Annotated in this window: 20 protein-coding genes; 8 read left to right on the top strand and 12 right to left on the bottom strand. The window is 67.7% G+C overall.

Annotated elements, in window-relative coordinates; genetic code table 11:
• Positions 1 to 83 precede the first annotated feature (83 nt).
• From MF270_RS11925 to purC, 6 genes are all read right to left on the bottom strand, one after another.
• On the bottom strand, positions 84 to 1,418 hold the full coding sequence (locus MF270_RS11925; RefSeq protein WP_238366115.1) for a sigma-54-dependent transcriptional regulator: 1,335 nt from the start codon (positions 1,416 to 1,418) through the stop codon (positions 84 to 86).
• Between the two features lies 1 nt (position 1,419).
• The gene (locus tag MF270_RS11920; RefSeq protein ID WP_238366114.1) at positions 1,420 to 3,195 is read right to left on the bottom strand and encodes a sensor histidine kinase; all 1,776 of its coding nucleotides are present in this window, start codon (positions 3,193 to 3,195) and stop codon (positions 1,420 to 1,422) included.
• 38 nt (positions 3,196 to 3,233) lie between these two features.
• Positions 3,234 to 3,902 carry a phosphoribosylformylglycinamidine synthase subunit PurQ gene (gene purQ / locus MF270_RS11915; protein ID WP_238366113.1) on the bottom strand — a complete coding sequence of 223 codons (669 nt, stop codon included), beginning with the start codon at positions 3,900 to 3,902 and terminating at the stop codon, positions 3,234 to 3,236.
• A 437-nt stretch (positions 3,903 to 4,339) separates the two neighbouring features.
• Positions 4,340 to 6,901, bottom strand: coding sequence for a CHAT domain-containing tetratricopeptide repeat protein (locus MF270_RS11910; protein ID WP_238366112.1), 2,562 nt, complete (start codon positions 6,899 to 6,901; stop codon positions 4,340 to 4,342).
• Positions 6,902 to 6,998: 97 nt separating this feature from the next.
• Entirely contained in the window at positions 6,999 to 7,226 is a 228-nt protein-coding gene (gene purS / locus MF270_RS11905) for a phosphoribosylformylglycinamidine synthase subunit PurS (RefSeq protein ID WP_238366111.1), read from the bottom strand.
• Positions 7,227 to 7,298: 72 nt separating this feature from the next.
• The gene (gene purC / locus MF270_RS11900; protein WP_238366110.1) at positions 7,299 to 8,060 is read right to left on the bottom strand and encodes a phosphoribosylaminoimidazolesuccinocarboxamide synthase; all 762 of its coding nucleotides are present in this window, start codon (positions 8,058 to 8,060) and stop codon (positions 7,299 to 7,301) included.
• 158 nt (positions 8,061 to 8,218) lie between these two features.
• Here purC and MF270_RS11895 point away from each other — a divergent pair, with 158 nt between their 5' ends.
• From MF270_RS11895 to bmt, 3 genes are all read left to right on the top strand, one after another.
• On the top strand, positions 8,219 to 8,533 hold the full coding sequence (locus tag MF270_RS11895; RefSeq protein ID WP_238366109.1) for a DUF1476 domain-containing protein: 315 nt from the start codon (positions 8,219 to 8,221) through the stop codon (positions 8,531 to 8,533).
• 254 nt (positions 8,534 to 8,787) lie between these two features.
• Positions 8,788 to 10,752: a phosphatidylglycerol lysyltransferase domain-containing protein gene (locus MF270_RS28360; protein ID WP_238366108.1), complete on the top strand. Its 1,965-nt coding sequence runs from the start codon at positions 8,788 to 8,790 to the stop codon at positions 10,750 to 10,752.
• Positions 10,753 to 10,785: 33 nt separating this feature from the next.
• Positions 10,786 to 11,799, top strand: coding sequence for a betaine--homocysteine S-methyltransferase (gene bmt, locus MF270_RS11885; RefSeq protein WP_238366107.1), 1,014 nt, complete (start codon positions 10,786 to 10,788; stop codon positions 11,797 to 11,799).
• Positions 11,800 to 11,837: 38 nt separating this feature from the next.
• Here bmt and MF270_RS11880 read toward each other — a convergent pair whose 3' ends face one another.
• Entirely contained in the window at positions 11,838 to 12,920 is a 1,083-nt protein-coding gene (locus MF270_RS11880; RefSeq protein WP_238366106.1) for a PA0069 family radical SAM protein, read from the bottom strand.
• 216 nt (positions 12,921 to 13,136) lie between these two features.
• On the opposite strand from MF270_RS11880, the gene MF270_RS11875 reads away from it, so the two are divergent.
• Positions 13,137 to 13,841, top strand: coding sequence for a corrinoid protein (locus tag MF270_RS11875; protein ID WP_238366105.1), 705 nt, complete (start codon positions 13,137 to 13,139; stop codon positions 13,839 to 13,841).
• A gap of 76 nt (positions 13,842 to 13,917) precedes the next feature.
• Here the strand turns inward: MF270_RS11875 and MF270_RS11870 are convergent, their stop codons facing one another.
• Complete coding sequence (locus tag MF270_RS11870) at positions 13,918 to 14,373, bottom strand: PaaI family thioesterase (protein WP_238366104.1); 456 nt, start codon at positions 14,371 to 14,373, stop codon at positions 13,918 to 13,920.
• A 106-nt stretch (positions 14,374 to 14,479) separates the two neighbouring features.
• On the opposite strand from MF270_RS11870, the gene MF270_RS11865 reads away from it, so the two are divergent.
• Positions 14,480 to 15,115: a DUF1638 domain-containing protein gene (locus MF270_RS11865; protein ID WP_238366103.1), complete on the top strand. Its 636-nt coding sequence runs from the start codon at positions 14,480 to 14,482 to the stop codon at positions 15,113 to 15,115.
• Positions 15,116 to 15,288: 173 nt separating this feature from the next.
• On the opposite strand, the gene MF270_RS11860 is transcribed toward MF270_RS11865, so the two are convergent.
• A complete protein-coding gene (locus MF270_RS11860; RefSeq protein ID WP_238366102.1) occupies positions 15,289 to 16,437 on the bottom strand; it encodes an aminotransferase class I/II-fold pyridoxal phosphate-dependent enzyme in 1,149 nt (382 codons plus the stop codon).
• 54 nt (positions 16,438 to 16,491) lie between these two features.
• Between MF270_RS11860 and MF270_RS11855 the strand changes: the two genes are divergently transcribed.
• Positions 16,492 to 17,808, top strand: a complete 1,317-nt coding sequence (locus MF270_RS11855; RefSeq protein ID WP_238366101.1) for a M48 family metalloprotease — start codon at positions 16,492 to 16,494, stop codon at positions 17,806 to 17,808.
• 16 nt (positions 17,809 to 17,824) lie between these two features.
• Positions 17,825 to 18,574, top strand: coding sequence for a DsbA family protein (locus MF270_RS11850; protein ID WP_238366100.1), 750 nt, complete (start codon positions 17,825 to 17,827; stop codon positions 18,572 to 18,574).
• 185 nt (positions 18,575 to 18,759) lie between these two features.
• On the opposite strand, the gene ispG is transcribed toward MF270_RS11850, so the two are convergent.
• From ispG to hemA, 3 genes are all read right to left on the bottom strand, one after another.
• On the bottom strand, positions 18,760 to 19,884 hold the full coding sequence (ispG, locus tag MF270_RS11845; protein WP_238366099.1) for a flavodoxin-dependent (E)-4-hydroxy-3-methylbut-2-enyl-diphosphate synthase: 1,125 nt from the start codon (positions 19,882 to 19,884) through the stop codon (positions 18,760 to 18,762).
• 94 nt (positions 19,885 to 19,978) lie between these two features.
• Positions 19,979 to 21,238, bottom strand: a complete 1,260-nt coding sequence (locus tag MF270_RS11840) for a RodZ domain-containing protein (protein ID WP_238366098.1) — start codon at positions 21,236 to 21,238, stop codon at positions 19,979 to 19,981.
• A gap of 112 nt (positions 21,239 to 21,350) precedes the next feature.
• Positions 21,351 to 22,574: a 5-aminolevulinate synthase gene (hemA, locus tag MF270_RS11835; RefSeq protein ID WP_238366097.1), complete on the bottom strand. Its 1,224-nt coding sequence runs from the start codon at positions 22,572 to 22,574 to the stop codon at positions 21,351 to 21,353.
• A gap of 302 nt (positions 22,575 to 22,876) precedes the next feature.
• Here hemA and MF270_RS11830 point away from each other — a divergent pair, with 302 nt between their 5' ends.
• The gene (locus tag MF270_RS11830) at positions 22,877 to 23,176 is read left to right on the top strand and encodes a 5-aminolevulinate synthase (RefSeq protein WP_238366096.1); all 300 of its coding nucleotides are present in this window, start codon (positions 22,877 to 22,879) and stop codon (positions 23,174 to 23,176) included.
• The last annotated feature ends 26 nt before the right edge of the window (positions 23,177 to 23,202 follow it).

The raw sequence follows: 23,202 nt of genomic DNA, 5'->3' as shown, positions 1-23,202 counted from the left end.
ATCCCGCTTCATCTTGCCGGTAAACTCCGGGGAGTTTGACGGGCAGCGCCCCTCATCCGCGCGTTTGCACATCGCGCCGCACCTCAGAGGTAATCGGCCCGCTGCAGCCCGTACTTGGCCATCTTTTCGTTCAGCGTCCGGCGCGGCAGGCAGAGCTCGTCCATCACGCTGGCGATGGAGCCCTTGTGGCGCCGCATCGTGTTGTCGATCAGCATCCGCTCGAACGCCTCGACATATTCCTTGAGCGGCTTGCCCTCGGTGGTCATCACCGGCTGCATTTCCTCGTGATCGCTCATCAGCAGCGAAGCAATCGTGCCCGTGCCCCGACGCGATTGCAGCACCGCGCGTTCGGCCACGTTGATCAGCTGGCGCACGTTGCCCGGCCAGGGCGCCTGCAGCAGCTGCGCCGCCTCCTGCGCGCTGACCTGGGGCGCGTCGCAGCCGTATTCCTCGGCCAGCGCCTCGCCCGAGCGGGTGAAGAGCGTCAGGATGTCCTCGCCGCGCTGGCGCAGCGGCGGCACGGTGATCCGCAGCGCGGCCAGCCGGTAAAAGAGGTCGGGCCTAAGCGCGTCCTCGCAGGTGCGGTCCTGCTCCTGCATGTTGCAGATCGCGACGATCCGCGTCTCGGCCGGGCTGCCCTGATCGTTGATCATGCCCAGAAGACGCGCCTGCAACCGGTCCGACAGCGCCTCGATATCCTCGAGCACCAAGGTGCCGCCGCGCGCTTCCTCGACGGCCGGCAGGCGCGGGTCCTCGGGCATCATCGGCCCGAACAGGCGCTTTTCCAGCGCGTCCTCGTCAAAGGCCGAACAGGCCACCAGCACGAATTTCTTGCCGGCGCGGCTGCCCACCGCATGCAGCGCATGGGCCACCAGCGTCTTGCCGGTCCCCGTCTCGCCGTCGATCAGCACATGGCCGTCGGCCTGGCCGAGGTCGAGGATGTCTTCCTTCAGCCGCTCCATCACCGGCGATGAGCCGATGAGCTTTTTCATCAGCTGCCCGCCGTCCGACAGTTCCTGCCGCAGCGCGCGGTTGTCGAGCGTCAGGCGCCGCGCGCCGGCGGCCTTCTTGACCAGCTCGGTCATGCGGTCGGGGTTGAACGGTTTCTCGAGGAAGTCATAGGCCCCCACGCGCATCGCCTCGACCGCCATGGGCACATCGCCATGGCCGGTGATCATGATGACCGGCAGCGCCGAATCCGACGACATGAGCTTCTTGAGAAACACCATCCCGTCCATGCCCGGCATCTTGATGTCGGAAATCACGATTCCGGGGTAATTCGGCCCCAGCGACTTCAGCGCCTCCTCGGCGCTGGCGAAGGCCTCGGTGTCATAGCCCGAGAGCGCCAGCCACTGGCTGATCGACTGGCGCATGTCCTTTTCGTCATCCACGATGGCGATCTTCATCATCTTGGCCATGCTATTCCGCTGCCCTTGTTCTTTCGGTGTCGTCTTCATTCAAGATAGGAAGCTGGATCTCGAATACAGCCCCCCCGGTTTCCCCGTTGCGCGCGGTCAGCCGCCCGCCGAGGTCGTTCACGATGCCCGAGGAGATGGCAAGGCCCAGCCCCACCCCGTCGCCGGGCTGCTTGGTGGTGTAGAACGGCTCGAACAGGTTCTCGAGGTCCTCGATCCCGTGGCCGTTGTCGCGCACGGTCAGGATCGCCGTCTCGCCGCGCGCCAGGATGATGTCGATTTCCGGCTCGGCCACGCCCTTGACCGCGTCGAAGGCGTTGCGGATCAGGTTCACCATCACCTGCTCGACCCGGACGCGGTCGCCCATGATCGTCACCGGCTGCTGCGGGAGCACGCGGTTGATGCGCACATGGCCCTGTTTCAGCTGCGGCTCCATCATCGACAGCGCCGAGGCCAGCGCCTCGCGCAGCTCGACCGGGTGGAACTCGGACGCGCCCTTGCGGGCGTAGGACTTGAGCTGCCGGGTGATCGCGCCCATGCGGCCGATCAGGTCGTCGATGCGGTGGAAACTGGCCAGCGCCTCGTCGGGCCGGTTGCGCTTGACCAGCAGCTTGGCGCCGGCAAGATAGGTCTTCATCGCGGCCAGCGGCTGGTTCAGCTCGTGGCTGACCGCGGCCGACATCTCGCCCAGGGCGGCCAGCTTGGAGCTTTGCGCCAGCGTCTGCTCGGCCACCTCGAGCGACTTGGCCATGCGTTCGCGTTCCGCGATCTCGCGCTGAAGACGCATGTTCAGCGCCCGCAGGTCCGCGCTTTCGCGCTGGAACAGCGCCATGCGGAACGCGGTGCGGCGGCTCAGCATGTAGAAGGCCAGCGCCAGCAGGATTGCGAACCCCATGATTTCCAGCGCAAGCACGCCGTTCACCCGTTCGCGCACCGAGGAATAGGTGGTGAAACTGGTCATCCGCCAGCCGCGAAACGGGATGCGGGTTTCGTTGCGCATCACCGCCTCGCCCGAAACATAGGCGTCGGGCGGCAGCGCGGTCCAGTCGGCGGTCAGCCGGATCGCCCGCTCGATCGCGCCCTCGGCGGGCTGCACGTTCAACGCCTCGGCCTCCGTCCGGCCGCGCCAGCGCGGTTCGGTCGCAAGGATGATGATGCCTTCGGAATTGGTGACCAGCACCGCGTCGGAAATCCCGGCCCAGGCGCGTTCGAACTTGGCCAGGTCCACTTCAACCAGGATCACGCCGATGGTCTGGCCCTGGTCCTCGATCCGCCGCGAATAGGTAAAGCCGAAATTGCCCGCCTCCTTCTGCATCGCGGTAAAGACCGTGGCGTTCGACCGCTGCGCCTCGATGAAATAGGCCTCGCTGCGGTGGGTGGAGCCGAGCCGGTTGCGGTCGGTCGCCGCCACGGCCCGCCCGTCGCGGTCGAGCAGCATGAGAGAGGCCGCGCCGATCTCTTCGACAAAGGAAATCAGCCGCTGCGTGGACTGGCTGAAGTCCGCCGAGTTCAGCGCGGAAATGAGCGTGGGATCGCGCGCCAGCAGCTGCGGGACGATGGAATTGCGGCGCAGCTCGCTCAGCAGGTTGCCGCTGTAGAGCGCCAGCCGCACCTCGGCGCGGTTGCGCGTGGTCTCTGTGAAACGGTTGGTGAGGAAGACGTTGGTGAACCCGATCACCGCTACGGCCAGCGCCATGAGCAGCAGGAGCGCGGCGCGCACGCGCCAGCTCAGCAGCGCATTGCGCAGCTCGGTCGTCTGATCATCCACCCGTTCGCTCATGGAGGCCAAGGATACGCCCCCGCCCCGGCCGGCTCAAGTCAGGCGGTGGTCAGCGCATCCACGAGACCGGCGAAAAGCCGCTTGCCATCGGTGCCGCCATGGGCCTCGTCCACCACCCGCTCGGGGTGTGGCATCATGCCCAGCACGCGCTTGTTGGCGCTGAGGATGCCGGCGATGTCGGCCACGGCGCCGTTCGGATTGGCGGTGTAGGTGAAGGCGATCCGCCCCTCGCCGCGCAGTTCCTCGATCACCTCGGGGGTGGCCTGGTAATTGCCGTCATGGTGGGCGACGGGCACAGTGATCTCTTCGCCCGTCGTGTAGCCGGCGGTGAAATCGCTGTCGACCGTCTCGACCCGCAGGCCGACCGGCTTGCAAATGAACTTGAGGCCCGCGTTGCGCATCAAGGCGCCCGGCAGCAGCCGCGTCTCGGTCAGCACCTGGAACCCGTTGCAGATACCCAGCACGTAGCCGCCGCGATTGGCATGCTCGATCACCCCGCGGCAGATCGGCGAATTGGCCGCGATGGCGCCGCAGCGCAGGTAGTCGCCAAAGGAAAACCCGCCGGGAATGCCGACGATGTCGACCCCCTCGGGCAGCGCGACATCCTTGTGCCAGACCCGTGTGACCTGTGCGCCGGCGGCCTCGAAGGCCACGGCAAGATCGCGGTCGCAGTTGGACCCGGGAAAGGTGATGACGGCGGCTTTCATGACGGCGACTCCGGCAAGCAGGAAAGATGCCGCTCCCCTACCCCAAACCTTCGCCCTGCGCCAGCCCGCACGGCGCCGCAGGACGCCCACCATGATTTCGCGCCCCCTGGGCGCAAAAGCCTTCGGCGAGAGTATTTCTGGAAAAGTGAAAGCAGGGGCGGTTCGCAACCTCGACGGCGCGGCCGGCATATTGAAGAAAGATGTACGACAGGTCCGCCCTGTCTCCTTCATTGTTTTGAAAATACCTCGGGGAGCGCGAGGGGCTGGCCCCTCGCTGTCTTGAGTGCCGCGCCTGCGGCGCGAGGGGCTGGCCCCTCGCTTTTTTGAGTGCCGCGCCTGCGGCGCGAGGGGCTGGCCCCTCGCTTTTTTGAGTGCCGCGCCTGCGGCGCGAGGAGCTGGACCCTCACTGCACCGCCCGCCGCAGGCGCGAGGGTCGGTTACAGCCAGTTGCCCATAAGCACGAAAGCCGACCAGAAGTAGGGATGCGCAAAGCCAGCGCCATCTGACTCGAGCGCCGCCGCCCCGCGCGTCGCCCCATCGGCCCCCATGTCGCCGCGCAGCATGGCGACCTGGGCGCGGCGCAGCGCCTCGGCCTTGTCGAGGCCTTCCGTCACCATCCCGGCGTAGAAGTCGCGCATCAGGATCGGCGTGGCCGCATCGGCCACGGGCCAGAGCGAGGCCATGACCGCGCTCGCCCCGTTCAGCTGGGCGGTCGCGCCAAAGCCGTCGATCTCGGACCCGTCGCCGCCGCGCGCGGTCTGGCAGGCCGAGAGCGTCAGCAGGTCCACCCCGCGAAAGCGGAAGGCGCGGCTATCGCGGATTTCGCCCAGGGTCAGGTGGCTGCCGTCGCCCATCAGCAGGAAGGAGTCATCCTCCTGCCCCGGGTTCAGCGCGAAATGGCTGGCGATGTGCAGGATCTCGGGCTTGCGCATCAGCACGCGGCGCAGGGACGCGCCGTCGAAGCCCTCGTCCAGCGCCGCGTTGCCGGTCAGCACGCCCTGGCCGTCGGCGGCGGCAAAGATCGTCTCGATCTCGTCCGCGACGCCGGGCAGCGGGTCGAACCCGGGATGGCCTTGCGTGACGCCGAAGCCGGCCGCGCTGTCGGCGGCCCGGCTGGCGCGGGCGAACTGCGTCGGCACAGCGGCGGAGTAGAGAGAAAATGCAAAGCGTTCGACCAGGTAGCCGGTACCATCATGCAGCGCTGCAAAGGGAACGTAGCGCAGGAAGCCGTCGAGGTTCAGCATGACGACCTCTATCCCGGCCTCGTCCAGCGCGGGGCGGACAGGGGCAAACAGCGCGGTTTGCAACCCGCCCAGCAGCTCGACGGCCTCAGGGCTGCGCGTCTCGATCGCCTGCAACGCGTCGAAGACCTGCCGCGCGAGGTCGGCGCGCGCGATGTCCACCGTTTCGTGCAGGGTCACGGCCGGCAAGGTCAGGAAGAGGTGCAGCCGGTCCTCCATCGCCGCGACCTGCAGGATCGCCGTGGGCCGGTCCAGCCCGTCAAGCACGTCCTGGTAGGCGCCGATGGCGTCGAACTGCGCCTCGGCGGCGGCGCGCTGGCCTTCGGACATGTCGGCCAGGAAGGCCTCCACCTCGGCATCAAAGCGGTCGGTGGCCAGCTGCAACGCATCCTCGAGCAGGATCAGCTGCTCTTCGTCGGCCTCGGTCGCCGCGCCCGCATCGAGCTTGGCATAGAGCACACGCACCTCGCGTTCGGCCGCCACGGGGATCGCGGCCAGCGCTGCCAGCTTCTGCTCCACACCCAACTCGGCATCGGTCAGGATGGCGCGGGTGCCCGTCAGCCCGGCGCCGCCGTCGCGACGCAGGAACTCGAAGACCTCCTCCTCCTTTTCCATGTTCAGCACCGCCTGCGCCTCCGAGATGCGGCCCTCGGCGATCAGCAGGTCGGCCAGCTCCTGGTAGAGCCGCCGCCACTCGGCCCGCAACTCCTCGGTGCCCGCATCGCCCAGGCCCGCGTTCAGCGCGCGCAGTTCCTGCTGGGCATTGACGGCCATCTTGCCGAAGAAGATCGCCCGCTCGCGGTCGCCAAGCGCGGCATGGGCGCGGCTGAACATCTCGAAAAGCCAGCGCTGGTCGGGCAGCGACTGCGTCCGGTTGGCGGCGATATAGGGCATGCCGGACATGCCCCAGCGCAACGCTTCTTCGTTGCGGCCCTGTTCCTGCAGGATGATGCCAAGGTTCATCCGCGCCTTGCCCACCGTGTCCGACAGCGGGCCGTCCACCGCCTCCATCACCGGCAGGGCGCGGGTGATCCAGTCTTCGGCGGCGGCGAACTCCTTGAGACGCCAGTGGCTGACCCCGGTGTTGTTGGCGGCATAGGCGGCGATCACGTCACCCGGGCCGTTCAGCGCGACAAGGGCGTCATGGGCCTGCTCGTAGGCCGCGATCGCCTTGCGGTAGCGCTTGAGCCCATCAAGCCCCACCCCGCGGTTCAGCTGCAGGTTGGCGATGGCGGTGGCGCGCATGTCGGCATCGGAGAGCCCGCGCCTATAGAACGCCTCGGCCTGGTCCAGCAGCGGCAGGCTCTCGGCGTGGCGCTCGAGCTGTTGCAGCACGATGGCGCGGTCCTCGTAGCATTGCGCGGCCAGGACCCGCTGGTCGTCGGTCGAGACCCCGAGAGCAAGCAGGTGACGGATGCAGGTCGCGGCCCAGTCCAGCGACTCGGCCAGCCGCGCGACCTGCCAAAGCTGCGCACCAAGCTGCCGCGCAGCCACGGCGGCGTTGAACTGCTCGTCCGGGTCGTCCGAGCCATGCCAGCCGTCATAGGCGGTGCGCAGGTAGGGCAGGATCGCCTCGATCTGCGCCTCGCTCAGCCGGCGGCCGTCGATCAGGGGCGCGACGTAGTTGAAAGCGGCGTAGGGGTCGCCTGCATGGGCTTCCGCGCGCTGCGTGGCATCCGCGCCCTGCAGGTCCTCGGCCGTCGCCGCGCCGGCTAGGAAGGTCAGCGCCACAATCATCACCCGCACCAGACCACGCATCTCTATCCCCTTGTCCCTGCGGGACAAATGGTAGGCGCGCCCGTTTGCGGGTGCAAATGAAACCTGCCGTCACGGACCGGCCCGAAGGCCGGGCGCGTCACATCTGGATCGAATAGGATTCGATGACCGTGTTGGCGAGCAGCTTTTCGCACATCTCGGTCACCTGCGCCTCGGTCGTGCCTTCGGTGACGTCGAGCTCGATCACCTTGCCCTGGCGGACGCCTTCGACCCCGTCGAACCCCAGCGCGTGCAGCGCATGGCGCACTGCCTCGCCCTGCGGATCCAGAACCCCGGCCTTGAGCATGACCTGAACGCGAACTTTCATCTTCGTCCCCTAAGTACTTGGCAGCCGGAGGCAATCCGGCGAATTCTGTCCCCGCCCCGCAGGGCGCACCGCTCAGTTGATGAGCTTGGGCTTGGTCATCTGGGTGGCGGTCTTGGGCATGACTCCCAGGCGCCGGGCGACTTCCTGGTAGGCGTCGGTCAGGTTGCCCAGGTCGCGGCGGAACACGTCCTTGTCCAGCTTGCGCCCGGTCTCGATGTCCCAGAGGCGGCAGCTGTCGGGGCTGATCTCGTCCGCGACGACAAGGCGCTGGAAATCGCCCTCGTAGATGCGGCCGACCTCGATCTTGAAGTCCACGACCTTGATCCCGACGGCATACATGACACCCGACAGGTAATCGTTCACGCGCAGCGCGAGGCTCAGGATGTCATCCATGTCCTGTTGGCTGGCCCAGCCGAAGGCGGCGATATGTTCTTCGGTCACCAGCGGGTCGCCCAGGGCGTCGTCCTTGAGGCAATATTCCACGATCGGGCGCGGCAGCTGCTTGCCCTCTTCGATCCCCAGGCGCTTGGACATCGAGCCCGCGGCATAATTGCGCACGATGATTTCCAGCGGCACGATCTCGCAGGCGCGGACCAGCTGTTCACGCATGTTCAGCCGCTTGAGGAAGTGCGTGGGCACCCCGATCTGGTTGAGACCCGTCATGAAGAATTCGGACATGCGGTTGTTCAGCACGCCCTTGCCTTCAAAGACATCTTTCTTCTCGGCGTTGAAGGCGGTGGCATCGTCCTTGAAGTATTGCACGATGGTGCCCGGCTCCGGGCCTTCGTAGAGGATCTTCGCCTTGCCTTCGTAGATCTTTGTCCGACGTGCCATGCGGTCTCTTTCAAACTGGAGAAGCCCCGCGAGTCCCGCAGGGTTTGCGTCCTCTTACGCCATGGGCACGATTGTCGCAAGCCAGAGGCAGGACTTGCGGCGCGCCCCGCTTTGCAGGCATATGGGATCAAACCGAGACGCAGAAGGGAACGAGGACCATGAGCACCTTCGATGATCGCGAGAACGCGTTCGAGAACAAGTATGCGCACGACGAGGAAATGAAGTTCAAGGCCACGGCCCGCCGCAACAAGCTGCTGGGTCTTTGGGCGGCCGAGCTGATGGGCAAGACCGGCGCCGATGCCGATGCCTATGCGCGCGAAGTGATCCATGCCGATTTCGAAGAGGCCGGTCACGAGGACGTGGTGCGCAAGGTCGCGGGCGACCTGGGCGAGTTGTCGACGCCCGACGCGATCCGCACCAAGATGGAACAGCTCCTGGCCGTGGCCCAGGAACAGATCATGAAGGAAAGCTGACGCACAGCGTCGGTTTTTCGAACCGGATCGGCGGGGCCTTGGCCCTGCCGGCTCCGGCGCTGCTTTGGACGCAAAGCAGGAAGGACCGCGGGCAGAAGCCCGTCGCGGGCAGGCCCGGCCCACCGCGAGAACGCGGCTTGATGCATCCGCCCCGGCCATTCCGCGCCCGGGAAAAATTGCATCGAATCCCACCTGTTAAGGCCATCTGAAGAAGCGTGATCTATCCCGATCCTTGATTGATCCGGAGGATATGCGTGTCTCGATCCCGTACACCTCACCGCCTGCCGAAGCGGCCGACGGCCTTTTCCGGCGCGGGCGGCGGCTGGCTGCGCAACGTCTCGGCCTTCGTCATCGGCGCCATCTGCCTCGGCCTGATCTGGAGCAAGCTGGGCGGCGTCGACTACGCCAGCGTGCGCGCGGCGCTCGGCACCGTGTCGGCGGGGCAATGGGGGCTGGCGTGCCTTGCCACGGCGGTCAGCTTCTGGGCGCTGGGGCGCTATGACGCGGTGGCGCATCGCCATTTCGGCACCGGCATCTCGGACGGCTCGGCCCAGGCGGCGGGGGCGGTCGCGATCGCGCTGTCGCAATCGCTGGGCATGGGGCTGCTGACATCCGCGCTGGCGCGCTGGCGGATGCTGCGCCTGCCGGCGGGCAAGGTGCTGCAGGTCACCGCCTTCGTCACCTTCAGCTTCACCGCGGCCTGGGCCATCGTCACTACCTTCACGACGCTGTTCCTGGGCGGGCCGGTGCCGCTGTGGCTGTCCATCGTGACCATGCCCGTGACCGCGCTGGCGCTGGCGGCGATGTTCTTCTACCCCGCGCTGCGGCTGCGGGGACGCGCGATCAGCTTTCCCTCGCTGCCTGCGGCGACCTCGATCCTGGCCATGACGATCCTCGACACGTTCGCGGCCGCCGCCGCGCTCTGGCTGGTGTTGCCGCCCGAGCTGGCGATTCCCTATACCACGTTGCTGCCGGTCTACCTGGTGGCGCTGGGGGCGGCGCTGCTGTCGGGCACGCCCGGCGGGCTTGGCCCGTTCGAGCTGACGCTGCTGGCGCTGCTGGCCCCGGCCGACCCGGCGATGGTGCTGGCCGGCATGGTGGCCTTCCGCCTCGTCTACTACGCGCTGCCGGCCGCCGTGGCGCTGGTGGTGTTGCTGCGCCCGCCCGCCTGGACCCGGCGGGCGCGCCCGACCCGCGACGTGCCGATCCCGTCCGAACTGGGCCGCGGGCTGGAACCCGCGCTGGCGCATCAGAACGGCGGCATGTTAGTCGATCATGGCACCGGCGTCGCCCTGTCGGTCAGCCTGCCGCAAACCGAGGTTCTGCTGGGCGATCCGGCCTCCGGGCCCCTGCCCCTGCGCTGGTTGCGCGACCGGGCGCGCGCCGGCAACCGGGTGCCCGCCGCCTACAAGATCACGTCCCGCCATGCCGCGACCGCGCGGCGCGCCGGCTGGCACGTGGTCCGCATCGCCGAGGAGGCGCTGGTCAGGCCCGCCGATCACGACATCGCCAGCCCGGTGCACCGCCAGCTGCGGCGCAAGTTGCGCAAGGCGGAAAAGACCGGCCTGCGGATCGAGCATCGCCCGGCACGGCACCTACCGCTGGACCGGATGCGCGAGGTCCACAAAGCCTGGCAGGAGGCCAACGGGCCCGAGCGCGGCTTTTCCATGGGCCGCTTCTGCCCCGAACACTTGGCGCGGCAGACGGTGCTGTTGGCCTGGCTGGACGAAGAGCTGCTGGCCTTCGCCTCGTTCCACGGCTGCAACAGCGGGCTCTACCTCGACCTCATGCGCATCCGGCCCGGCGCGCCGGACGGCACCATGCATGCGCTGATGCAGCGCGGGATCGAGATCGCGGCCGAACAGGGCCTGCCGCAGGTCTCGCTGGCCGCCGTGCCCAGCCGCCACCCGGCCACGGGCCGCTTTGACGCGGTGCTGCGGCGGATGATCTACGGTCCCTCTGCCGGGCTCACGCAGTTCAAGGCCGCCTTCGGCCCGCGCTGGCAGCCGCTCTACGCCGCCGCCCCCGGCCGCCGGGCCATGGTGCTGGCCCTCGGCGACATCGCCCGCGAGATCCACCGCCCCGCCCCGCTGTCGATGACCGCACCGCATTACGATTCGGCCGAGGTGACGGACATGCCCGCTCAGGTCGAGGGCATGGGGGCTGCGGCTCAACATGATGTTGAAGATTATGAGGTTGCCTACAAGTCCGCGTCGTGACACGTGGGGGCGTTGAATTGACGGAGTGACCCGATGACTGCCCTTGCCCAGATGCTTGCCGACCGCGACTGGATCCTGGCCGACGGGGCCACAGGGACGAACCTGTTCAACATGGGGCTCGCCTCGGGCGAGGCGCCCGAGTTGTGGAACACCGATGCGCCGGACAAGATCCGCGCGCTTTACAAGGGCGCGGTGGATGCCGGGTCGGACCTGTTCCTGACCAATACCTTCGGCGGCAATGCCTCGCGGCTGAAACTGCACGACGCGCAGACCCGCGTGTTCGAGCTGAACCGCGTCGCCGCCGAACTGGGCCGCGAGATCGCCGATGCCGCCGGGCGGCCGGTGATCGTGGCCGGATCGGTCGGCCCCACGGGCGAGATCATGGAGCCGGTGGGCGCGCTGAGCCATGCCTCGGCGGTCCAGATGTTCCATGAACAGGCCGAGGGGCTGAAGGCGGGCGGCGCCGATGTGCTCTGGCTCGAGACGATTTCCGCGCCCGAGGAATACCGCGCCGCGGCCGAGGGGTTCGCCCTCGCCGGCATGCCCTGGTGCGGCACGATGAGTTTCGACACCGCCGGGCGGACGATGATGGGCGTCACCTCGCCCGCCATGGTGCAGATGGTCGAGAGCCTGCCGAACCCGCCGCTGGCCTATGGCGCGAATTGCGGCACCGGCGCCTCGGATCTCTTGCGCACCGTTCTGGGCTTCACCGCCACCGGCGACGAGCGGCCGATCATCGCCAAGGGCAACGCGGGCATCCCCAAGTATGTCGACGGTCACATCCATTACGACGGCACGCCCGAGCTGATGGCCGATTACGCGGCGCTGGCCCGCGATTGCGGCGCAAAGATCATCGGCGGCTGCTGTGGTACCATGCCCGAGCACCTGTCGCACATGCGCCGCGCGCTCGAAGAGCGCCCGCGCGGGCCGCTGCCCACGCTGGAGCTGATCGTGGAAAAGCTGGGCGGGTTTTCCTCGGTCAGCGACGGCACCGATGATGCCGGACCGACGCGGGACCGCAGCAAGAGCCGACGCCGCCGGGGCTGACCGGGCCCCTCTCCGGGCCCGTGCAGGCCCGTCTCGGGTCAGAACAGCGACGGCTGGTCGCGGGTCGAGAGCGGCTTGCGGAAGAGATCGCAGCGCAGCGGCGGCACTTCCCTATCCAGGCCGAGCCGCCGCGCCGCCACGTCGAAGCGCCGTGCAATCATCTTGGCATAGACCCCTTCGCCCCGCATCCGGCGATGCCAGCGCGCGTCATAATCCTGCCCGCCATGCATCTCGCGCACCCGGTTCATCACCCGGCCGGCGCGATCCGGAAAATGCTCGGCCAGCCAGTCGCGGAACAGCGGCGAGACCTCGAGCGGCAGGCGCAGCATGATCCAGCTGGCCACGTCGGCCCCGGCTCCATGGGCCGCCTCGAGCATCGTCTCGATCTCGTGATCGTTCACATGCGGCACGATCGGCGAAGTCATGACGCGCACCGGCACCCCCGCCCCCCTGAGCGCCCGGATCGTCGCCAGCCGCCGCGCCGGGCTGGGCGCCCGCGGCTCCATCAGCCGCGACAGGGTCGGATCGAGCGTGGTGAGCGAGATGCCGACCCGCACCAGACCCTTCGCGGCCATGGGTGCGAGGATGTCGAGGTCGCGTTCGATCAGCGTGCCCTTGGAGGTGATCGCCACCGGATGGTCGAAATCGCGCAGCACCTCGAGACAGGCGCGCATGGTCTTCTGCGTCTTTTCCAACGGCTGGTAAGGGTCGGTGTTGGTGCCGATCGCCAGCGGCGCCACCCGGTAGGATTTAGCCCGAAGCTCGCGGTCCAGAACCTCGGGCGCATCGGGGCGGGCGATCAGCCGTGTCTCGAAATCGAGCCCCGGCGAGAGGCCGAGATAGGCATGGGTCGGCCGGGCAAAGCAGTAGATGCAGCCGTGCTCGCACCCCCGGTAGGGGTTGAGCGACCGGTCGAAGGGGATGTCGGGCGAGCGGTTGTACGAGATCACGCTGCGCGGCTTTTCCACGCTGACATGGGTGCGGTGCGGGCGCGCCTCTTCCTCCATGTCCCAGCCATCGGGCTCGGCCACATGGGTCAGCCGTTCATACCGCCCCTCGGTATTGCTGGCAGCGCCGCGCCCCCGGCGCAGGTCCTTGTCGATGATCTGTCGCGAGTCCATGCGGTCAAAATGGAACAAAACATAAACATGCGCAAGATCGCATCAAGATGATGCGCAGATTTCAACCGGCTGTTCAGCGAAATGGGGTACAGGTCGATTACGGTTCGTTCTATGTCGCAATTGATCGCGTGCGATCCGGCCGTTCAGACGAATGGTCTGGAAATCAGGACCTCAGGCCGCGCGCCCTCCGCGCGCCCCAGTGCAAGGAAAAGGCCCATGTCGGACGAAGAAAACGACATCATCCTCTCGGAACTCGATGACGACGAGCTCGTGCAGCAGATGCATGACGATCTCTACGACGGGCTGAAGGAAGAGATCGAGGAGGCCGTGAACATCCTGCTCGAGCGCGGCTGGCAGCCCTATGACATCCTGACCAAGGCGCTGGTCGGCGGCATGACCATCGTGGGCATCGATTTCCGCGACGGGATCCTCTTCGTCCCCGAGGTGCTGATGGCGGCCAACGCGATGAAGGGCGGCATGGCCATCCTCAAGCCGCTGCTGGCCGAGACCGGCGCGCCGCGCATCGGCAAGATGGTGATCGGCACGGTCAAGGGCGACATCCATGACATCGGCAAGAACCTCGTGTCGATGATGATGGAGGGCGCGGGTTTCGAGGTCGTGGACCTTGGCATCAACAACGCGGTCGAGGCCTACATGGAAGCGCTCGAGGCCGAGCAGGCGGATATCCTTGGCATGTCGGCGCTGCTGACCACGACCATGCCCTACATGAAGGTGGTCATCGACACGCTGGTCGCCCAGGGCAAGCGCGACGATTACATCGTGCTGGTGGGCGGCGCGCCCCTGAACGAGGAATTCGGCAAGGCGATCGGCGCCGATGCCTATTGCCGCGACGCGGCCGTGGCGGTCGAGACGGCCAAGGAATTCATGGCGCGCAAGCACAACCAGCTGGCCGCGGGCTGAAACCGGTTCGGGGGGCGCTGCCCCCCCGCCTTCGGCGCCCCCCGGGAGTATTTTCGGAACAGTGAAAGGGTTGGGGTCAGCCCGACAGGCCCCGTCCACGCACGGCCATCAAGGTGCAGCTCATCGTGGCGATAAGGGTCTCGGCACCGGCTTTGGTGGCAAAAGCGCGGCCCTCGGTCGGCACCAGCGTGCGGCCCGGCTTGATCACCTGCCCTTCGAAGCGGAAGAGATCTCCCGCCGCGGGGGCGAGGAAGTTGATCTTGAATTCGGCGGTCAGAACGGCGCTCTCGTCATCCATCAGCGAAAAGCCCGCATAGCCGCAAGCACTGTCAAGCACCGAGGCCACCGCGCCGCCATGCAGGAACCCGTGTTGCTGGGTGAAGCCGGGCGCAAAGGGCATCTCGATGATGACCCGGCCCGGCGCAACCTCTCCAAGCGAAGCGCCCATGTTCGCCATCATCGCCTGGGCCGCGAAACTGTCCCGCACCCGCGACTCCCATGCGGCGCTGCGGGGCGCGTGGATCCCGGTCATGCGCCTCTCCTGCGCGCGATCCTCGTCACCATCACCGCCTCCCCCTTGCGTGCCGATACGTGGCCACGCTAAGCCGGGGGCCACAGACCCGCAAGCGGACATCCTCATGCAGCTTCCCTCCGACGCCGCCCTCACCGACCAGCCGCTGGCCCCCGAGGGCCGGGGCAGGATGCTGCTGCTGGCCTGCGGGGCGCTGGCGCACGAGATCGTCGCGCTCAAGCGGCTGAACGGCTGGGACCACATGGACCTCGCCTGCCTGCCGGCGATCCTGCACAACCACCCGGACCGCATCACCGGCGCCGTGCGCGAAGCGGTCGCAAAACACCGCGCCGCCTATGACACCATCTTCGTGCTCTATGCCGATTGCGGCACCGGCGGGCAGCTGCAGGCCGCCTGCGCCGAGATCGGGGTCGAGATGCTGGCCGGCCCGCATTGCTACAGCTTCTTCGAGGGCAACGCCGCCTTCGCCGCGCACGAGGACGAGATCACTGCGCTCTACCTCACCGATTTCCTGACCCGGCAGTTCGACGCCTTCCTGTGGCGCCCCATGGGTCTCGACCGGCACCCGGAGCTGCGGGACATGTATTTCTCGAACTACGACAAGCTGGTCTACCTGGCCCAGACCGATGACGAGGCCCTCACCGCCAAGGCCCGCACCTGCGCCGACCGCCTCGGCCTCGCCTTTGAACGCCGCTTCACCGGCTACGGCGACCTCGCGACGGAACTCGCCGCCCGCGCCTGACGCTCTTTTCTTCATTGTTTCCCAAATACCTCGGGGGGCGGGCGCCCTGCGCCCGTGGGGGCAGTGCCCCTCCACCGCCGCCAAGCAGACCACCCGCCCCTTCTTTGGTCCGCAAATGCCTCGGGCCGAGTCGCCCTTGGCGACGGGGGGTTTGGCCCCCCTTTCCCGGCCGGCTACCCCGAGCGCCGCTCCATGAAGGCGCGCAGCCGCCGCAGCCCTTCCTCGATCCGGTCCGTTCCCTGCGCGTAGGAGAACCGCAGCGTCCCCGCCCCGCGCGCCGGGTCGAAATCGAGCCCCGGCGTGACGGCCACCCCGGCCTCGTCCAGGATCTCGCGCGCAAAGGCGCGGCTGTCGTCCGTCAGGTGGCTCACGTCGGCATAGACGTAGAAGGCACCGTCCGGCGGCGCGATCCGGTCGAAGCCGGCGTCCGGCAGCCCGGCCATCATCAGCTCGCGGTTGCGGGTGTAGACGGCGAGGTTCGCCTCCAGTTCGTCGCGAGCCTCGAGCGCGCCAAGCGCGGCCACCTGGGCCGCGTGGGGTGGGCAGATGAAGAGGTTCTGCGCCAGCCGCTCGACCACCCGAACGTGATCTTCGGGCACGACCATCCAGCCGACGCGCCAGCCGGTCATGCTGAAATACTTCGAAAACGAGTTGATCACGTAGACCTCGTCCGAGACCTCCAGCGCGGTCACGGCCTTCCGGTCGTATTCGATGCCGTGGTAGATCTCGTCCGAGATGAAGGAGGCCCCCGCCGCCTGCGTCGCCCCGATCAGCGCACCCAGCGCGTCCCGGTCAAGCATCGTGCCCGTCGGGTTGGCAGGGGACGCCACCAGCAGCCCGGCAAGGTCCTGCCCCGCCAGCTGCACCGGCACCGGCTGGTAACGGTCCTCGACCGAGGTCTCGATATCCACCGGCACAAGGTCCAGCGATCGCAGGATCTGCCGATAGGACGGGTACCCCGGCGCGCCGATCCCGACCCGGTCGCCGGTATCGAAGAGCGCCGTGAAGGCCAGGATGAAGGCGCCCGAAGAGCCCGCCGTGACCACCACCCGCGCCGGATCCAGGTCGACCCCGTACCAGTCCCGGTAGAGCTGCGCGATCCCGGCGCGCAGCTCGGGCAGCCCAAGCGCGACGGTGTAGCCAAGCGCATCCGTCTCCATCGCCCGCGCCAACCGGTCCCGCGCCGCGCGCGGCGCAGGGGTGCCGGGCTGGCCGACCTCCATGTGGACGATGTCGCGCCCCGAGGCCTCGGCTGCCCGGGCCGCCTCCATCACGTCCATCACAATGAAGGGATCGACCGCACTCCGCCTTGAGTTCCGCATGGCTTCCTTCCTATGGTTCGGGCGACTTGTCACCAGATGGAAGCGGCTTCGTCAATGCGGATAACCCGTCTCGCGCTGATCTGCGCCACGGTGCTGGCCCTCGTCGTCGCGCGCCCGGCTGCGGCCGTGACGATCCTGCGCGACGCCGATATCGAGGCGTCGCTGCGCGAACTGGCCCGGCCCATCCTGCGCGCCGCCGGCCTCAGCCCCGCGCGGGTCAGGATCCTCGTGGTGCAGGACAGCGCGCTCAATGCCTTTGTCGCCGACTCCAGCCATATCTTCCTCAACTCCGGGCTGATCGACCGGATGACGACGCCGGCGATGCTGCAGGCGGTGATCGCGCACGAGGCGGCACATATCGCCAATGGCCATGTCACCAGCCGCCCCGGCGCGGCCCGCAATGCCGCCACCGCGGCGGGGCTCGGCCTTCTGGTCGCCGCCGCCGTCGCGCAGACCGGCAACACCCGCGCCGCCGGCGGGATCGCGGTCGGCGCGGCCAGCAGCGCCATGCGGTCCTTTCTCGGCCATACCCGCGCGCAGGAGGCGAGCGCCGACCAGTCCGCCGCCCGCTACATGCGCGCCGCCGGGGCCGATCCGCAGGGCACCGTCGACGTGTTCGAATTGTTCCGCGGGCAAGAGGCGCTCTCCGCCGCCCGGCAGGACCCGTTCATGCGCTCGCACCCGCTGTCGAGCGACCGGCTGCGCGCGATGAAGGCCTATGTCGCGGCTGCCGGTACGCCGCCGCCGCCCGACAACGCCGCGATCTACTGGCACGCAAGGGCGCGGGGCAAGCTCTTGGCCTTTTTGCGCGCGCCGCAATGGACCCTGCGCAACGCCGCGCAAAGCCCCACGCAGGACATCCGCCTGATGCGCGAGGCCGTCGCCTGGCACCGCCGCTCGGACCTTGGCAAGGCGCTCAAGGCCATCGACGGCGCCATCGCGCTGCGCCCCTCGGACCCCTACCTGCATGACCTCAAGGGCGAAATCCTGCTCAAGAACCGCCAGGCCGGTGCCGCGGCCTCGGCCTATGCCCGCGCCGTGCAGCTGTCGCCCAATGACGCCCAGATCCTTGGCGGACACGGCCGCGCGCTGCTGGCTGCCGGCCAACGGGTCCAGGCCATCGCGGTGCTGGAAAAGGCCCGCACCCGCGACTTTTCCAACGGCCGGGTGCTGCGCGACCTCGCCAGCGCCTACGGCGGGTCGGGCCAGCCCGGCATGGCCTCGGTCGTCACGGCCGAGCGCTACGCGCTCGAAGGGCGGCTGGACGACGCCGCCATCCACGCCAAACGCGCCGTGGGCCTCTTGCCCAACGGCTCGGGCCCTTGGCAGCGGGCACAGGATGTGCTTGCTGCGGCAGAACGAAACCGATGACAGACCGGAGAGCTCCATGACCTTTCGCCCCCTCCTCCTCGCCGCCGGACTGGCGCTGAGCGCCACCGCCGCCGCCGCCTTCGACGTGGAGGCGATGAGCGCTGCCGAACGCGATGCCTTCCGGGCCGAGATCCGCGCCTACCTGCTGGACAACCCCGAGGTGATCATGGAGGCGGTGCAGGTGCTCGAGCAGCGCGACGCGCAGGCCCAGGCGGCCAACGACCAGACGCTGGTGCAGGTCAATGCCGAGGCGCTGTTCGACGACGGCTTTTCCTGGGTCGGCGGCAACCCCGAGGGCGACGTGACCGTGGTCGAGTTCCTCGATTACCGCTGCGGCTACTGCCGCAAGGCGCAGCCGGAACTGGAAGAGCTGGTGGAAAGCGACGGCAACATCCGCCTGATCATCAAGGAATTCCCGATCCTCGGGCCGGACAGCCTGACGTCGTCGCGCTTTGCCATCGCGGTCAAGCAGGTGGCGGGGGACGAGGCCTATGCCTCGGTCCATGACGCGCTGATGGCGCTGAACGGCGAGGTCTCGGAACCCGCGCTGCGCCGGCTGGCGTCGACGCTCGGCCTCGATGCCGACGCGATCATCGCGCGGATGGAGAGCGACGAGGTCACCCAGGTCATCGCCGAGACCCGTGCTCTGGGGCAACGCATGCAGATCTCGGGCACGCCGACCTTCATCATGGGCGACCAGATGCTGCGCGGCTACGCGCCGCTGGAGGCGATGCGCCAGATGATCGACGCGGCGCGCGAGGGCTGAGGAAGGAACCGGGGGCCAGCCCCCGGACCCCCGAGGTATTTGGAAAACAATGAAGGCAAGACGTCGTCGAACACCGCGCGACGGTTTTGCAGTCGCGGCAGGCCATTGCTTCATTGTTTCTCAAATACCTCGGGGGGAGTCGCCGCAGGCGACGGGGGGCTGGCCCCCCGATCCGCCGCCAGATGCTACTCGGCGGCCTCCGAAGGGCGCGCCTCGATCTCGGCGGCCTTCCTTTCCACCTGCTCGACGATGTGATCGACCATCTGGTCGTTCGACATGCGGTGGCTCTGCTTGCCGGCAAGGTAGACCATGCCATTGCCCGCGCCGCCGCCGGTGAATCCGACATCGGTCATCAACGCCTCGCCCGGGCCATTCACCACGCAGCCGATGATCGACAGGGACATCGGCGTCTTGATGTGCTCGAGCCGCTTTTCCAGGATCTCGACCGTCTTGATGACGTCGAAGCCCTGCCGCGCGCAGGAGGGGCAGGAGATGATGTTCACGCCCCGGTGCCGCAGGCCGAGCGATTTCAGGATCTCGTAGCCCACCCGCACCTCTTCGACCGGGTCGGCCGAGAGCGACACGCGCAGCGTGTCGCCGATGCCGGACCAAAGCAGGTTGCCGAGGCCGATGGCGGATTTGACCGTGCCCGCGTTGAGGCTGCCCGCCTCGGTGATGCCAAGGTGCAGCGGCGCATCCGTCGCCTCGGCCAGGGCCATGTAGGCGGCGGCCGACAGGAACACGTCCGAGGCCTTCACCGAGATCTTGAACTCGTGGAAGTCGTGGTCCTCGAGGATGCGGATATGGTCGAGCGCGCTTTCGACCATCGCCTCGGGACAGGGCTCGCCGTATTTCTCGAGCAGGTGCTTTTCCAGGCTGCCGGCGTTCACGCCGATGCGGATCGCGCAGCCGTTGTCCCGTGCCGCCGCGATGACCTCGCGCACCCGCTCGGGGCTGCCGATGTTGCCCGGATTGATCCGCAGGCAGGCCGCACCTGCCACCGCGCTTTCGATGCCGCGGCGGTAGTGGAAGTGGATGTCGGCCACGATGGGGACAGGGCTTTCGGCCACGATGTCCTTGAGAGCCCTGGACGACGCCTCATCCGGGACCGAGACGCGGACGATGTCGGCACCCGCCTCGGCCGCGGCCTGCACCTGCGCGACGGTCGCCGCCACGTCCGAGGTGATCGTGTTGGTCATCGTTTGCACCGAGATCGGCGCATCGCCGCCCACCGGGACATTGCCTACCATGATCCGGCGGGACTTGCGGCGCGCGATGTCGCGCCAGGGGCGGATGGGGTTATGGGACATGGGTCTCTCTCCCGTGCAGGCGACGCGGTCGGGTCTTCACTTAGACCGGATCGGGCCCGAGGGGAATGCCCCGCGCCGCTGAGTCACACAGGCGTCACTGCTGGACGGGGGTCTCGAGCTCGGCGATCACCTTGCGCAGCTGCGCGTCCTGGGTGAGGTCGGCAAGACCGTAGCTGTCCGTGAGCGAGGCGATCGACAGCTCGACATTGCGCGCGGTCGAGGTCCCTGCCCCGGCCGGCCCGTAGAGGTCGCCGTTCACCGCGAAGTAGACGCTGCCCGACATACCCGCGTGTAGGGTCGGCGGCAGCTCGGTCTGCGGCAGCACGTATTCCTCGCCGGCGTCGAGGATCTTTTCGAAGATCACCGTGCCATCGGCGGCGCGCACACGCACCCAGGCGGGACGCACGGCAAAAAGCGCGAGTTCGGGGCCATCCTGCGCCACGACCTGCGGCAGCAGTGCCTCGGCCACGGCCGTATCCAGAGCGCTGACGGCCGGGTCTTGCGGACCAGCGGCCACGGCGCCGGGCGTCTCCAGCCCCGGCGGCAGCGGGCGCGAGGCCACGCGCGGCGTCGCATCGGCGAAGGAGCCCATGGTCGAGGGATCGAGGGTCGAGATCGGCCCGTCGCGCGCCACCAGCACGGGCACGTCCAGCGCCTCGGGCCGGTAGAGCCGGTCCAGCGCCTCGGCCGAGGGGGTCTGCAGCGTCTGGGCCGAGGCGATCTCGGGCTGGCCGCCCGAGGCGCCGTCGAGCGGGTCGAGATCGGACAGCACCACGGGCGTCTGATCGACCGGCGCCAGCTGAACCCGCTGCACCTCGCGCAGCACCGACCAGCCGCCATAGCCGATCCCGCCGATCAGGGCGGCCAGCACCAGCAGGGACCCGATGGCCCGCGGTTCGATATTGGCAAAGGGGGATTCGCTGGCCGGGATGAAGGGCGTCTTGGCATCGGCGAAGAGATCTCGCTGCCCGGGCGCGCGCACGGGTTCGTGCCGCAAGGATTTCTTGATCGACGACGCCTCGGCCGACATGCCATGGGCCACGGCAAAGCCGCTTTCGGCGCAGAAGCATTCAAAGGCGATGTCGGGATCCATGTTCAGGTAGCGCGCGTAGGAGCGCACGTAACCGGCAATGAACCCGGGCGTGTCAAATGCGGTGGGGTCGCAATTCTCGATCGCGGCGATGTAGCTGGCCTTGATCTTGAGTTCGCGCTGGACATCCAGCAGGGACTTGCCCATGGTGGCGCGTTCGCCTCGCATCACGTCCCCGAGGCGGAGGTCGAAGTCGTCGAAGCCCAGTGGCTTTACGTCCTCCGTCTCCGCACTTGGCGGCTTGCTGGTCCAACGCCCGATCATGTTTGCCCCGGTGCTCCGCAGTAGCGAGTGGCGATTGTCCTCGATTCGAGGACCTCGCGATCTCTTTACTCGAATATAACAGGTTTAAAAGCCGTTTACACCGACTTGGGCGTCACGCGCTGAGTTCGGCGCGATTCAGCGCACAATGCGACCAGAGTGCGTCCATCGCGTGCACCAGTGCGTCCAGCTCGTCGGGCCCATGGACCGGCGACGGGGTAAAGCGCAGACGCTCTGTCCCGCGGGGCACGGTGGGGAAGTTGATGGGCTGCACGTAGATGCCGTAGCGGTCCAGCAGCATGTCCGACAGCATCTTGGTGTGGACCGGATCGCCCACGATCACGGGCACGATGTGCGAGCCGTGGTCGATGATCGGAAGGCCCATGGCTTTCAGCCGCGTTTTCAGAACCTTGGCGCGTTCCTGGTGCAGGTCGCGCAACCCCTGATCGGTCTTCAGATGCGCCACCGATGCGGCCGCACCGGCGGCCACGGCCGGCGGCAGCGACGTGGTGAAGATGAAGCCCGGTGCGTAGGAGCGGACCGCGTCGCACATCTTGGCGGAGGCCGCGATATAGCCGCCCATGACGCCGTAGGCCTTGGCCAGCGTGCCGTTGATGATGTCGATCCGGTGGGCCAGGTTGTCGCGTTCCGCGACCCCGCCGCCGCGCGGGCCGTACATGCCGACGGCGTGCACTTCGTCGATATAGGTCAGTGCATTGAATTCGTCGGCGAGATCGCAGATCGCCTCGATCGGGCCGAAATCGCCGTCCATCGAGTAGACCGATTCGAAGGCGATCAGCTTGGGCGCGGCCGGGTCGTCTGCCTCGAGCAGTGCGCGCAGATGCGCCAGGTCGTTATGGCGGAAGATGCGCTTGGCCCCGCCGTTGCGGCGCACGCCCTCGATCATCGAGGCATGGTTCAGCGCGTCGGAATAGATGATCAGGCCGGGGAACAGCTTGGGCAGGGTCGACAGCGTCGCGTCATTCGCGATGTAGGCCGAGGTAAAGAGCAGCGCGGCTTCCTTGCCGTGCAGATCGGCCAGCTCGGCCTCGAGCCGCTTGTGGTAGACGGTCGTGCCGGAAATGTTGCGCGTGCCGCCCGAGCCGGCGCCGGTGGCGTCGATGGCTTCGTGCATCGCCGCGACGACGACGGGGTGCTGCCCCATGCCGAGGTAATCGTTGCCGCACCAGACGGTGATCGGCTTCTTCTCGCCGGTCGGGGTGGTCCAGGTGGCGTGCGGGAAATTGCCCTTCTCGCGCTCGATGTCGATGAAGGTCCTGTAGCGGCCTTCCTGGTGCAGGCGATCAATCGCCAGGTCGAGCTTGTCTTCGTAGGTCAAAGGCTTTCCCTTCCCGTCTTTCCCGGTTCCTCCCGGGCGTCTCCGCCCCCGGGAGACCTGCCAGCGGCAGATCAATTCACGTTCGTGAATGTATATAGCCCATTCACCAGTCCCGCAACACGTAACAAAACGTCGCCCCCCACCACATTGACCTGCATCAAGCCCGGCGGGATCCGGGGTATGGAATACCGGACTCGTTCCCGCAGGAAAAGACGCGCAATGTCAATCTATTGCAAACGTGAATATTTCGTATCACGCCGCTTGGGGAACCACATATGCACGCCTTGTTCTCACCGGTCCTGATGGGACTGATCCTGGCCACATCCTTTGGCTACCTCATGGCCACCGCCGGCATGAAACTGGCGGCGACCACGCCCGGGCTAGGACCTCTGGGCCTGATCTTCGTCGGTCTCGCCTGCGCCGCCATGGCGGAAATCGCCCTGCTGCGCAGCAGTTCTCTGCCCTCGGTCTATGTCGCGATCCTCGCGCTCGAGACGGTGCTCGTGATGGGATTCGCTGCGTGGATGGGTGACAGTTTCGGGATGCGCCATGCGGTCGGGGCCGCGCTGGTGCTGGCGGGGATCGCGCTGGTCGCGGCGTAAGACTGCGCCGCGCGGGGGCCGGGGCT

Origin of the sequence: Mesobacterium pallidum (assembly GCF_019966535.1) — a bacterium.
Classification (GTDB): Bacteria; Pseudomonadota; Alphaproteobacteria; order Rhodobacterales; family Rhodobacteraceae; genus Mesobacterium; species Mesobacterium pallidum.
This window is presented reverse-complemented; position numbering and strand designations above follow the sequence as displayed.